Below are 12,996 nucleotides of genomic sequence, written 5' to 3' on the forward strand. Positions count from 1 at the left end.
CTGTGCGGCCAGAACATTATGGTACGTCAAAAAAGGACATGTGTATGCAAGGATGGCATTCAACTGCAGGCTGGCGCCTGTTCATCGGGCTGTGGCTGCTGGCCACCGGTATCGGCCTCGCTCAGGCTAACAGCAAGGTTGCTAAGCCACCTACACAACTCCCCACCCAGGCGTTTAGCCAACTGCCCCAGGTCAGTGACATTCGTCTGTCGCCGGATGGTGAAAGAATCGCTTTTATTCAAAATATGGCTGAGGGCGACGACGGTATCAGTGTGTTGCAGGTGTATGACTTTGCCACGCAGACCCCGCATTATCTGCTGCGCTCCGACGGTGAAAAAGTCAAAATCAACTGGTTCCACTGGGTCAACTCCCAGCAGGTAGCGGTTAGCGCTCTCTATGAGGTCAAACAGCGCGGTGTACGCTATTACAAAACCCGCATGTATATCATTGATTATGCGCAAGGCGGGGCCAATCTACGCCCGGTGGTCAATGTTGATCGCATGCTTGAACGCCGTCGTGCGGCGCAGTCACCTCAATATCTGGATAAGGTGGTGGATTGGCTTAAAGACGACCCGCAGCATATTCTGATGGCCATCGATAATGACGTGGCGCACATGCCTTCGGTATACAAGGTCAATGTGAATAACTTTCGCCTGCAGCGCATTGAACGCGGTAAACGGCATATCCGTCACTGGATGACCGACCAGCAGGCGCGCCTGCGGTTAGGTATCGCGCAAAATTATGACAATGGTGAGCGCCGGGTTTTTATTCGCGCCAATGAAGAGGCCGACTGGCAGGAGCTGTTTGCCTATAATGCGCTCACCGATAAAGCCATCTCGCCCAAAGGCTTTGGCCTGAACCCCAATATCTTGTATTACACCGCGTATCAGGGCGACCTCAAAGCCTTGTTCAAAATGGATTTAACCAACCGTACCAGCAAACTGGTGTTTGCCGATCCTAATTATGATGTGGATGGTGGTCTGATTTATTCACCTGAAACCGGCGAGGCCATCGGCGTGCATCATGCGACGGCGTCGGGCGGCAAGCATTTCTGGACGCCGCGTTGGGCCCGCCTACAGACCAGCCTGGACAAAGCGATGCCTGACTTTGACAACACCCTGGTGAGCTTTAGCCAGGATGAAACTCATTATATTTTGTACTCGAAAAGTGATGGCCTGCCGCCGTATTACAGCCTGGGCAACACCCAAACCAACAAGTTGACCGTGCTGTTTAACAGCTACCCGCACCTGGCTGGCCTGACCCTGCCCACCCATCAGCCAATCACCTATACCGCGCGGGATGGGCTAACCATCGAGGGCTATTTGACCTTACCGGTACATGGTGAGCCGCCGTACCCGACCATCATTCATCCACACGGCGGGCCGGGCGCCCGCGACTTTGATGGCTTCGATATCTGGCTGGCCTATTTCACCCATCGCGGGTATGCCGTGCTGCGGCCTAACTTTCGCGGCTCCACTGGCTATGGCTGGGAGTTCGCCCAGGCCCGGATGCAAGGCTGGGGCCTGCAAATGCAGGATGATGTAACCGATGCCACCCACTGGCTGGTCAAACAAGGGCTGGCCGATCCCGACAAGCTGTGCATCGTGGGGGGCAGTTACGGCGGCTATGCCGCATTGATGGCCACGGTGAAAACCCCGAATTTGTTTCGCTGTGCGGTCAGTATCAACGGCGTCAGTGACCTGCCGGCACTGGTGCGCGATAACCGCCGCTTTTTAAATTATGAATTTGTTAAACAGCAACTGGGGGAGGACAGCGATGATATGGAGGCGCGCTCGCCTTATTATCACGCCGACAAAATCACCACGCCAGTGTTGCTGGTGCATGGCGAAGAAGACCGCTCCGTGCCGGTTAAACAAAGCCGGCGTATGGCTGAGGCGCTGGAGGATGAAGAGCATCCGGCGTTTCGCTATGTCGAGCTGGAAGCCGGCGATCACTATTTGTCGTTGCAGCGCAATCGTCACCGCACCTTTGCCGAGATGGACCAGTTTTTAAGCCGATATTTAGGCCGTCACTCAGCCACCCCGGCAGTCACCGCCAGCGAATAAAAAGCTTCGCCGGTGTGGGCTTTACGCTACACTGTCGCTTTTTAGCTGCCCGGCCTCTAACAAGCTGGGCGATGCGACAGGACTTCTTGCCTAGTGAAATCAGCTGCTGCCTCACGCCCCACGCCATCTCTGCCTTTGTATGAATTTGTTGCCTTAATGGCGCTGATGACCTCGCTGGTGGCCTTGAGCATCGACGCCATGCTGCCGGCGCTGACCCAGATTGGGCAGGCGTTGCAGGCTAAGGATGCGCACTCGGCACATCTGATTGTGTCGGTGTTTTTTGCCGGCATGGCGGTGGGCCAGCTGTTTTTTGGCCCATTTGCCGATGCCCGTGGCCGCCGGGCCACTATTTTGCTGGGCCTATGCATTTTTATGCTTGGGTCGCTGGTGTGCATGCAGGCAGAGTCCATGACCACCATGCTTATCGGCCGGCTGATCCAGGCTTTTGGAGTCTCCGGGCCGCGCATTGCAGCCATGGCGGTGATCCGCGATTTGTATGTCGGTGATGCCATGGCCCGGGTGATGTCATTTATTATGATGGTGTTTATTCTGGTGCCGATGCTGGCGCCCATCGTGGGGCAGACCGTGCTGCTGTTTTTTTCCTGGCGGCATATTTTTTCGCTGTTTTTGGTGGTGGCAGTCATTGCCGGCAGCTGGTTTTTTCTACGCCAGCCTGAAACCCTGATCAAAGCGCGGCGTCAGCGCTTTTCCTGGGCGCGATTCGGGCGCTCTTCCTGGTATATTCTTACTCATATATCGGTGATGGGGTATACGTTGGCGATGGGCTGTATCTTTGGGGCCTTTCTGGCGTATTTGAGTGCTTCGCAAACCATCTTTGTAGATTTTTATGCCACCGGCGACTGGTTCCCGCTGATATTTGCCACCCTGGCCTTTTCCATTGGCCTGGCATCGTTTTTTAATGGCACTATGGTGATGCGTTTTGGCATGAGCCGGCTGGTGCGAGTGGCGCTGTTGGGCGTGCTGGTGTTTGCGGTCGTTTTTAATCTGGTGATACTGGCCTACCAGGGTTTGCCGCCGTTACTGTTTACCTTATCCATCATGTTCAGCGGCTTTTTCTTTGTCGGCATTTTATTTGGCAACCTCAATGCCATGGCCATGCAGCCGTTGGGTGAAATGGCCGGGCTCGGCGCAGCTATCATCGGCTCGCTGTCCAGCATAATCGCGGTGCCGGTGGCCATGACCATCGATCACTTTCTGACCGATAATCTGTTTCCCATTGGGGTGGGCTTTCTGGTCTTTTTTGCAATGGCCTCGGTAGCCGTGCATTTTGCTGAGCAGGCCCGCGAAGCGCATGAGGCAGCGACGGCCTGATAAAAAAAGCCCGGCCAATGGGCCGGGCTATAAAGGTGGGGGCGAGTCATCGCCCCCCGTCGACAGAAAATGGTAACTTACCCTAATACAATCGCTTTCATATCGGTCATATAGCCGCGCAGTACCTTGCCCACAGTTTCCACTCCGTGGCTACGAATAGCGTCATTCACCTGCACTAGTCGGCGGTTGTCCACCTGATTGGAGGTGCTGGCCAGACCCTTACCGATGACCTCACCGGTCAGCTGCGGCATCAGCTTATCGCGCAGCAACGGGATGGCAGCATTGGCAAACAAATAGTTGCCATATTCGGCGGTATCAGAGATCACTACATTCATCTCATACAGGCGCTTACGGGCGATGGTGTTGGAGATGAGCGGTGTTTCATGCAGCGACTCGTAATAGGCGGATTCAGGCAAAATGCCGGCCTGCACCATCACATCGAAGGCCAGCTCCACCCCGGCTTTGATAAAGGCCACCAGCAGGATGCCCTGGTCAAAATAGGTTTGTTCAGCGATTTGGCCGGTGAAGGCGGGTGCTTGCTCAAAGCCGCTGGCGCGGGTGTCTTCCCGCCATTTATGCAGCTCAGCATCGCCCTGGGCCCAGTCGTCCATCATGCGACTGGAAAACGCGCCGCTTAAAATATCGTCCTGGTGCTTTTCGAACAGTGGCTGTAACAGCTGCTTGATCTGCTCGGCCAAATCATATGCCGCCAGTTTGGCCGGGTTACTAAGCCGGTCCATCATGTGGGTGACGCCGCCGATTTTAAGCGCCTCGGTGATGGTTTCGAGCCCCTGCTGGATAAGCGCAGCGGCATAGTCCGGTGCGATGTCGTCGCTGGTCATTTTTTCAAAGGCCAGAATGGCGGCAACCTGCTGCATGCCACACAAGATGGTTTGCTCGCCCATCAAATCGGATTTGACCTCGGCCACAAAAGAGGACTCTAACACCCCGGCCCGATCACCACCGGTGGCACTGGCCAGCGCCTTGGCAATCTTCCAGCCTTGTTGCTGGGGATCATTTTCCGGATGCACCGCAATCAGGGTGGGCACGCCAAAACCGCGCTTATACTCTTCGCGTACCTCGGTGCCCGGGCACTTGGGCGCGCACATCACCACCGTGATATCACTGCGAATTTGCTGGCCTTCTTCAACAATATTAAAGCCGTGAGAATAGCCCAGTGCAGCGCCCTGGCGCATCAATGGCATCACTGCTTCCACCACGCTGGCGTGTTGTTTGTCCGGGGTCAGGTTATACACCAGGTCGGCTTGCGGGATGAGTTGCTGATAAGTGCCCACGGTAAAGCCATTGTCGGTGGCCCGCTGATAGGACGGGCGCTGCTCATCGATAGCTGACTGGCGCAGCGCATAGCTGACATCCAGCCCCGAGTCGCGCATGTTCAGGCCCTGGTTGAGGCCCTGTGCGCCACAGCCGACGATCACAATTTTTTTGCCCTGCAGATAATTGCAGCCGTCTGCAAATTCACTGCGTGCCATAAAGCGACAGCGGCCCAGCTGGGATAACTGCTCGCGCAGCGGTAAGGTATTGAAATAATTTGCCATAAGATTTTTTTTCCGAACATTCTGCTTGCACATTTGAGCCCGACAGTGCCACCTGCCGACAGAGTATGTCTGCCACGACATGGATTGAGCCTAGGTCATTTGTTTTGTTTTAAAAAGTGATATATTCGCAATATTGTATTTCATTATTTGCAACGTGGCGGTATCCATGGACATAAAAAGCCTGCAGTTATTTAATCATCTGGCCAGCAGCCTGCATTTTGGCGAAACCGCACGGCTGATGTATGTGTCACCCTCCACCTTAAGTCGCAGTATCCAGCGGCTGGAGCAGGAAACCGGCGCCGCGCTGTTTGTGCGCACCAACCGAAGTGTGGTACTCACCCCGGCAGGCCATAAGCTGTTGGCCTTTAGCCGCAAGGTGGTGCGTGACTGGCAGGCGTTGCAGGCCGAACTGGATGAATCAGGCCAGGCGCTGACCGGCCAGCTCAATGTGTATTGCTCGGTGACTGCCAGCCAGAGCCACCTGCCGCGTCTGCTGACCCAGCTGCGCGAACGCCATCCGGCGGTAGAATTACGCCTGGTTACCGGCGATCCGGCGCTGGCCCTAAGTCAGGTACAAAGACGCCAGTGTGATGCCAGCATCGCCATTCATACCCCGGATTTTCCGGCCGAGCTGGCCTTTCGCGCCCTGGACGAAATACCACTGGATTTGGTTGTGCCGCGCAGCTGGGGCATCACCCGCCTTGATCAGCTCGACTGGCGTCAGCATCAGGTGGTGATGCCCGAACACGGCCCCACCCGCCGCATTGTGTATCACTGGTTTGCCGAGCAGGGGATCCGGCCCACGGTGTATGCCTCGGTGGGCGGCAATGAGGCCATTGTCAGCATGGTGGCCTTTGAATGCGGCGTGGGGTTTGTACCACAGGTGGTGTTAAACCACTCCACTCTGGCCAGCCAGGTGACCCGCATTGCAGTAAACTCTATTGAAGCCTATCAGCTGGGCTTGTGCTGTTTAAAACAGCGCCAGCAGGAGCCCTTACTGGCCGCGCTGTTTCAGCTTGAGCTCAATTGACTGATCATCACATCCAACGCGCGATAGCCCAGTGCTTCGCTGATATCGGCCTGGGTCACCCGGGCCCGGCCGTTCAGATCGCCAATGGTGCGCGCCACCTTGAGCACCCGGTGAAATACCCGCATGGATAATTTAAGCTGGGCGGCCGCCTGCTGCACAAACTGTAGATCAGCGTCGGTCAGGGCGCACACCGCGGCCAGCTCACCCGGGGCCAGCGCGCTATTGAGCTTGCCCTGGCGCTGTAACTGACGCTCACGGGCCAGCGCCACCTGGTGTTTGGCCTGTTCGGCCGAATCCGGTACGTCGTGGGCATCCGGCGCCCCACCAGCCAGATGATAGGCAGGCAGCCGTGGCACTTCCACCTGTAAGTCGATACGGTCTAAAAAAGGCCCGGAAATGCGGTTTAAATAGCGCAGGATTTCGTCGGGCGAGGTGCGCCCGTCATGCATATCCCCGGTGGGACTGGGGTTCATGGCCGCCACCAGCTGAAAGCGGGCCGGGTAGGTGGCCTGGCCTTGGGCCCGGCTAATTTTAATGTCACCGGTTTCCAGCGGCTCACGCAGCACATCTAAGGTACGGCGGCCAAATTCAGGTAATTCATCCAAAAACAGTACGCCATTGTGAGCCAGCGACACCTCACCAGGCAGCGGCTGGCTGCCGCCGCCGGTCAGCGCAATCGGCGAGCTGGTATGGTGCGGGCTGCGAAATGGCCGGCGCAGGAGATGTTCGGCTGCAGTGGCCTGGCCTTTCACCGAGGCGATGGCCGCCACCTGCAAGGCTTCTTCCAGCGACAGTGCCGGCATCAGCGATAACAAGCGGCTGGCCAGCAAACTTTTACCGGTGCCTGGTGGCCCCACCAACAACACATTGTGTTGGGCCGCCGCCGCCAGCACCAACGCACGCTTGGCCTGCTGCTGACCGATAATATCATCCCAGCGTGGTGCCTCGGTGGTGAGCATCGGGGCCTGGCCGGCCCAGGGGGTAAGCAGCTGGGTGCCGGACAAATGATGAAACACCGCCAGCAGGTCGGCGGCCAGATAGTGGCAGCCGCCGTCAATCAGACTGGCATCCTGGCTACTGGCCTGCGCACACAGCACACTGTGACCGGCATTGCGCGCCGCTAACAGCGCCGGGACCAGACCACGCACTGCCTTGAGGCTGCCATCTAAGCCCAGCTCGCCAATACATTCCACCCCGGCGCAAGCCTTGGCCGGCAACACGCCGCCGGCCAACAAAATGCCGATGGCAATGGGTAAGTCGTAGCGGCCGCCATGTTTGGGAATAGTGGCCGGGGCCAGGTTGACAGTGATGCGGCGCGCCGGAAATTCAAAGCCGCTGTTGATCAGCGCGCTGCGTACCCGGTCACGGGCTTCTTTGACACAGGTTTCGGCCATACCCACCAGATGAAAAGCCGGCAAGCCGTTAGACAGATGCACTTCTACCTGCACCGCCGGGGCACTGATGCCGTCCCCGGCCCGGGTATGTACCACGGCATAACCCATCGCCGCCTTCCTTACTCATTATGCTACCAAAGCAGTAAGCATAAAAAATTTTAGCCAGGCGGCCTACTGGCCCGAGGGCCAGTTAGTAGTCGGTTTTGAACACCGGCAGCTCCCAGTGCCAGCGCATGGCGCCTAACCGTAACAACACGGTGCTGGTCAGCGCAGCCACCACACACCACGAATTGGGCAGTTGCAGATAAAAGCAGATAGCATAGGCGGCGCCGCCCAGGATACAGGTCATGGCATACAGCTCGCCGCTAAGTACCAGAGGCACCTCACGGCAAATCACATCTCGCAGCAGGCCGCCAAAGACCCCGGTGATGGTACCCATAGTGATGGCCACCGCCATGCCGGCGTCATTGGACAGGGCTTTTTCGATACCCACCACATTAAACAGGGCCAGCCCGAAGGCATCGGCAACCAGCAGATAATGGTAGGGAAACAGTGAGGTAAAGCGCAGCCAGATGATGGTGCCTAACGCGGCCAGCACGGTGATGTACAGATAGTCGGTATCCACTACCCAGAATACCGGCAGGTCCAGCACCATATCGCGCAGGGTACCGCCGCCAATGGCTGTCACCGAGGCCAGCACCACCACGCCAAAACCGTCCATGCGTTTTTGGTAGGCCATCAGGGTGCCGGAGATAGCACACACCGCCACACCTGCCAGATTCAGGATATGCAGCCAGTCATCAATCATCATCTTGCCTTGGTTTGCGGGTTAGTCTGACAGCCGTTAGTCTGGCGAAATCGGTTGAAAAAGGCCACAGTTTCATGCTATTTCTTATGCACACAGTGCAAATCCGGTCGCCAGCCGGGTTGTGGGCCTGCTGCCAACCGGCCCGTCATTTCACACTGCCTGACCATGGCAGCATGAGCACACTGTGGAACAGATTTTTTTCCGAACATTCTGCCTGGCCTGCCTGTGTCTTCAGGTAGCGCACATTTTTGCCTTTTAGCCATCCTTCGGCCTGCTCTTGTTGCCATTGACCCTGTGTGCGCTGCGCACGCTGTAAAATATGCTGTCCATTTCTCGCGCCGTTGTGGCCGGGCTATTGGGTGTTTTACGCGTCCTGCGGTATGATTTGCGCTGGTCTTTTAACTTACTGCTAACACCGCAGTCCCGGGGGCGGGTAAGCCCCATCAAAAGGAACAAACATGGCTAAGCAACCTGCAGAACACATTTGGTTTAACGGCAACATCATGCCCTGGAAAGACGCCACCGTACATGTAATGTCACACGCCATCCATTATGGCTCATCGGTTTTTGAGGGTGTGCGGGCCTATAAAACCCCGGACCAGGGCACCTGTGTGTTTCGTTTGCATGACCACAATCGCCGTTTGTTCGATTCTGCCAAGGTTTACCGGATGACCATCCCTTACACCCTGGATCAAATCAACGAGGCCACTCTCGCCATCATTCGCAAAAATAACCTGCAGTCGGCGTACATTCGTCCCATCGCGTTTTACGGTGATATCGGCATGGGGCTGCAAGTTCCGTTTGGCCAGGAAGCCGAAGTGACCATCGCAGCATTCGAGTGGGGTGCCTACCTGGGTGAAGACGCCATTCAAAATGGCGTAGATGCCGGTATTTCATCCTGGAACCGCCTGGCCGCCAACACCATGCCGACTGGCGCCAAAGCTGGTGGTAACTACCTGTCGTCGCAGCTGATCTCGATGGAAGCCCGTCGCCACGGCTACGGCGAAGGTATCGCGCTGGACCGCAACGGTTACATCAGTGAAGGGGCCGGTGAAAATATCTTTGTGATCCGTGACAAGGTGGTTACCACCACGCCTAAAACCGCCGCCATCCTGCCGGGTATTACCCGCGATACTGTGATGACCCTGCTGCGCGATATGGGCTATGAAGTGCGTGAAGAAAATATTGCCCGGGAAGCCATGTACCTGGCTGATGAAATTTTGATGTGCGGTACTGCTGCCGAAGTGACCCCGGTGCGCAGTGTGGATGGCATTGCCGTAGGCAACGGCGGCCGCGGCCCGATTACTAAAGAAGTGCAGGACAAATTCTTTGGCCTGTTCAATGGTACCACCGAAGACAAATGGGGCTGGCTGACACCCGTTTATGACAACTAACCCAACTTAGGAGAGAGCAATGCCCAAGTTACGCTCTGCAACAACCACGCAAGGTCGCAATATGGCTGGCGCCCGCGCCTTATGGCGCGCCACCGGCATGAAGGATGCTGATTTTGGCAAACCCATTATTGCGGTGGCAAATTCGTTTACGCAATTTGTACCTGGGCATGTGCATCTTAAGGACATGGGCCAGCTGGTGGCACGCTCGGTAGAGCGCGCTGGCGGCGTGGCCAAAGAATTTAATACCATTGCGGTGGACGATGGCATCGCCATGGGCCACAGCGGCATGCTGTACAGCCTGCCGTCGCGGGAAATCATTGCTGATTCGGTGGAGTACATGGCCAATGCCCACTGCGCCGATGCGCTGGTGTGTATCTCTAACTGCGACAAGATCACCCCCGGCATGCTGATGGCCGCCATGCGCCTGAACATCCCGGTGGTCTTTGTATCCGGCGGGCCGATGGAAGCCGGCAAAACCCAGCTGTCTGACCAGCTGATCAAACTGGATTTGGTGGATGCCATGGTGGCCGCCGCCGATGACAAGGTCAGCGAAGCAGACAGCAACGAAATTGAACGCTCGGCCTGCCCTACCTGCGGGTCGTGCTCGGGCATGTTTACCGCCAACTCGATGAACTGTCTGACCGAGGCGCTGGGCCTGGCATTACCCGGTAATGGCTCGATGCTGGCTACTCATGCGGATCGCAAGGGTTTGTTTGAACAGGCCGGTGAGCTCATCGTGACCCTGTGCAAGCGTTGGTATGGTGATGACGATGCCAGCGCGTTGCCGCGCAATATTGCCAACCGCCAGGCTTTTGAAAATGCCATGAGCCTGGATATCGCCATGGGCGGCTCCACCAACACCATTTTGCATCTGCTGGCCGCGGCCATGGAAGGGGAGGTGGACTTTAACATGGCCGATATTGACCGCTTGTCACGCCGGGTACCCCACTTATGTAAAGTGGCTCCGGCCACCCCGCAATATCATATGGAAGATGTGCACCGCGCCGGCGGGGTACTGGGCATCTTGGCACAGCTGCACGCCGGCAACTTGCTGCACGGCGAGGCCATGCACGTTCTGGGGCAGCCACTGGCCGACGTGATCGCCCAGTGGGACATCACAGCCAATGACAATCCTCAGGCCGACCAGTTTTACCGCGCCGGCCCGGCCGGCATCCGCACCACCCAGGCCTTTAGCCAGGACTGCCGCTGGGACGAGGCCGACCGCGACCGCCAACATGGCTGTATCCGCACCATTGAACATGCTTACAGTCAGGATGGCGGGCTGGCTGTGCTCTATGGCAATCTGGCCAAAGATGGCTGTATTGTCAAAACCGCCGGGGTGGATGAATCCATCCTGAAATTTACCGGCAGCGCTCGTATTTATGAAAGCCAGGACAGCGCCGTGGCCGGTATTCTGGCCGATGAGGTGCAGGCCGGCGATGTGGTGATCATTCGCTACGAAGGCCCGCGTGGCGGCCCGGGCATGCAGGAAATGCTATATCCAACCTCGTACCTTAAATCCAAAGGCTTAGGCAAGCAGTGTGCCCTGATCACCGATGGCCGTTTTTCTGGTGGCACCAGCGGCTTATCCATCGGCCACTGTTCGCCGGAAGCGGCCAGTGGCGGCGGCATTGCACTGGTCGAAGAAGGCGACACCATTGTGATTGATATCCCCAACCGCACCATCAATATTGCCATCAGTGATGCGCAGCTGGCGCATCGCCGCCAGGCCATGGAACAACGCGAGCGGCCCTATAAGCCGCTTAATCGCCAGCGCCACGTATCCACCTCACTCAAAACCTTTGCCATGCTGGCCACCAGTGCCGATAAGGGCGCGGTGCGCGACCCGGCCAAGCTGGAAGAAATCTGATGTTAAGCGATCATGATTACTTAAAAAAAATCCTGCTGGCGCCGGTTTATGATGTGGCGGTCGCCAGCGAACTGACCACCATGAACCGGCTGTCCACCGAGCTAGGCAACACAGTATTGTTGAAGCGCGAAGACCAACAGCCGGTGAAATCTTTTAAATTACGCGGCGCCTACACCCGCCTGTGTGCGTTAAGCCCGCAGCAGCAGGCTGCTGGCGTGATTGCGGCTTCAGCAGGCAACCATGCCCAGGGGCTGGCCTATGGCGCCCGGGTCAAAGGCATTCAGGCCACTATCGTGATGCCCGAAACCACGCCGGAGATTAAGGTGGCCGCCGTGCAGCAATTTGGGGGTGATCAGGTCACTGTCATTCAGCATGGCACTAACTTTGACCAGGCCAGCCAGCACGCGCGAGCCCTGGCCGACCAGCATGGCTATACCTTTGTGCCGCCGTTTGATGATCCGGATGTGATTGCCGGGCAGGGCACGGTGGCCAAGGAGTTGCTGGAGCAACAACCGCAGCTGGATATGGTGTTTGTGGCGGTGGGCGGCGGTGGTCTGGCCGCCGGTATCGCGGTGTATTTAAAACAATTGAACCCGGCCATCCGCGTGATTGCCGTGGAAAGTGAAGAGTCGGCCTGTTTTGCGGCTGCACGCCAGGCGGGCAAGCCGGTGGCGTTGCCGTCGGTGGGTATTTTTGCCGATGGCGTGGCGGTTAAAACCATGGGCGAGGAAACTTTTCGACTGTGCAATCAGTTTGTCGATGAGATCATCACCGTCTCCAACGACGAGATCTGCGGCGCCATCAAAGATATTTTTGATGATACCCGGGTGATTGCCGAGCCGGCCGGTGCCTTGTCGGTGGCCGGGATCCGCAAATATGTGCGCGAACACGGGATAAGCGGTAAACGGCTGGGCGGTGTCTTGTGCGGGGCGAATATTAACTTTCACACGCTACGCTATGTCTCCGAGCGCTGCGAGCTAGCCGAGCAAAAAGAAGCGGTATTTGCTGCCACCTTGAAAGAGCAACCCGGCGCCTTTAAACAATTTTGTGAAGCATTGGGCGGTAAAACCATCACCGAGTTTAATTACCGCTACGGCCATGAACAGCAGGCCAAGGTGTTTGTGGGAGTCAAACTCAAACAGGGGCAGGCCGAGTTTGCCCGCTTGCAGGCGCATCTGGATGCGCATGGTTATGCCTGTGTGGATTTAAACCACAACGAACTGGCCAAGCTGCATGTGCGGCATATGGTTGGCGGGCGGCCGCCGGCACTGCTTAACGAGACAGTATTTGCCTTTGAGTTTCCGGAGTATCCCGGGGCGTTGCTGAGCTTTTTAAATACCCTGGGTGAGCGCTGGAACATTACCTTGTTTCATTATCGCAATCATGGTGCTGCCCGTGGCCTGGTGCTGGCCGGCTTCGAGCTGCCGCCGGCGAGCCGGCCGGCGTTTGATGCCCATTTGCAGGATTTAGGGTATAGCTACAGTGAAGTGACCGAAGATCCGGCTTATCGCCATTTTTTGGCGGCGACTGACTAGGAGCTGGC

9 protein-coding genes are annotated in these 12,996 nt (G+C 57.0%); 6 read left to right on the top strand and 3 right to left on the bottom strand.

Annotation, left to right across the window (positions count from 1 at the left end; all coding sequences use genetic code 11):
• Positions 1–44: 44 nt before the first annotated feature.
• Both ACTUJZ_RS09280 and ACTUJZ_RS09285 read left to right on the top strand, forming a co-directional pair.
• Positions 45–2,066 carry an alpha/beta hydrolase family protein gene (locus tag ACTUJZ_RS09280; RefSeq protein WP_463636030.1) on the top strand — a complete coding sequence of 674 codons (2,022 nt, stop codon included), beginning with the start codon at positions 45–47 and terminating at the stop codon, positions 2,064–2,066.
• 156 nt (positions 2,067–2,222) lie between these two features.
• Positions 2,223–3,398: a multidrug effflux MFS transporter gene (locus ACTUJZ_RS09285; RefSeq protein ID WP_463636307.1), complete on the top strand. Its 1,176-nt coding sequence runs from the start codon at positions 2,223–2,225 to the stop codon at positions 3,396–3,398.
• Between the two features lie 77 nt (positions 3,399–3,475).
• On the opposite strand, the gene ilvC is transcribed toward ACTUJZ_RS09285, so the two are convergent.
• Complete coding sequence (ilvC, locus tag ACTUJZ_RS09290; protein WP_463636031.1) at positions 3,476–4,957, bottom strand: ketol-acid reductoisomerase; 1,482 nt, start codon at positions 4,955–4,957, stop codon at positions 3,476–3,478.
• A 166-nt stretch (positions 4,958–5,123) separates the two neighbouring features.
• On the opposite strand from ilvC, the gene ilvY reads away from it, so the two are divergent.
• Positions 5,124–5,987 (top strand): HTH-type transcriptional activator IlvY, encoded by an 864-nt coding sequence (gene ilvY / locus ACTUJZ_RS09295; protein WP_463636032.1) that lies wholly within the window; start codon positions 5,124–5,126, stop codon positions 5,985–5,987.
• Here ilvY and ACTUJZ_RS09300 read toward each other — a convergent pair.
• Positions 5,969–7,489 (bottom strand): YifB family Mg chelatase-like AAA ATPase, encoded by a 1,521-nt coding sequence (locus ACTUJZ_RS09300; RefSeq protein WP_463636033.1) that lies wholly within the window; start codon positions 7,487–7,489, stop codon positions 5,969–5,971. The two genes, ilvY and ACTUJZ_RS09300, sit on opposite strands and share 19 nt — an antisense overlap.
• A gap of 82 nt (positions 7,490–7,571) precedes the next feature.
• Entirely contained in the window at positions 7,572–8,186 is a 615-nt protein-coding gene (locus ACTUJZ_RS09305) for a trimeric intracellular cation channel family protein (RefSeq protein WP_463636308.1), read from the bottom strand.
• 461 nt (positions 8,187–8,647) lie between these two features.
• Between ACTUJZ_RS09305 and ACTUJZ_RS09310 the strand changes: the two genes are divergently transcribed.
• Genes ACTUJZ_RS09310 through ilvA form a run of 3 tightly spaced genes read left to right on the top strand, consistent with a single transcriptional unit; the run spans position 8,648 to position 12,988 of the window.
• The gene (locus ACTUJZ_RS09310; protein ID WP_463636034.1) at positions 8,648–9,583 is read left to right on the top strand and encodes a branched-chain amino acid transaminase; all 936 of its coding nucleotides are present in this window, start codon (positions 8,648–8,650) and stop codon (positions 9,581–9,583) included.
• 19 nt (positions 9,584–9,602) lie between these two features.
• The gene (gene ilvD, locus ACTUJZ_RS09315) at positions 9,603–11,453 is read left to right on the top strand and encodes a dihydroxy-acid dehydratase (protein WP_463636035.1); all 1,851 of its coding nucleotides are present in this window, start codon (positions 9,603–9,605) and stop codon (positions 11,451–11,453) included.
• Complete coding sequence (gene ilvA, locus ACTUJZ_RS09320) at positions 11,453–12,988, top strand: threonine ammonia-lyase, biosynthetic (RefSeq protein ID WP_463636036.1); 1,536 nt, start codon at positions 11,453–11,455, stop codon at positions 12,986–12,988. Before ilvD ends, ilvA begins: the two co-directional genes overlap by 1 nt.
• Positions 12,989–12,996: the final 8 nt, after the last annotated feature.

Source organism: Alteromonas sp. WD8-37 (genome assembly GCF_055326825.1).

Bases quoted from the DNA above. Each gene is read 5' to 3' on its own strand.
- ACTUJZ_RS09285 (WP_463636307.1), top strand. From the start codon at position 2,223: ATGGCGCTGATGACCTCGCTGGTGGCCTTGAGCATCGACGCCATGCTG.
- ilvA (WP_463636036.1), top strand. From the start codon at position 11,453: ATGTTAAGCGATCATGATTACTTAAAAAAAATCCTGCTGGCGCCGGTT.
- ACTUJZ_RS09310 (WP_463636034.1), top strand. From the start codon at position 8,648: ATGGCTAAGCAACCTGCAGAACACATTTGGTTTAACGGCAACATCATG.
- ilvD (WP_463636035.1), top strand. From the start codon at position 9,603: ATGCCCAAGTTACGCTCTGCAACAACCACGCAAGGTCGCAATATGGCT.
- ACTUJZ_RS09300 (WP_463636033.1), bottom strand. From the start codon at position 7,489: ATGGGTTATGCCGTGGTACATACCCGGGCCGGGGACGGCATCAGTGCC.
- ACTUJZ_RS09280 (WP_463636030.1), top strand. From the start codon at position 45: ATGCAAGGATGGCATTCAACTGCAGGCTGGCGCCTGTTCATCGGGCTG.
- ilvC (WP_463636031.1), bottom strand. From the start codon at position 4,957: ATGGCAAATTATTTCAATACCTTACCGCTGCGCGAGCAGTTATCCCAG.
- ilvY (WP_463636032.1), top strand. From the start codon at position 5,124: ATGGACATAAAAAGCCTGCAGTTATTTAATCATCTGGCCAGCAGCCTG.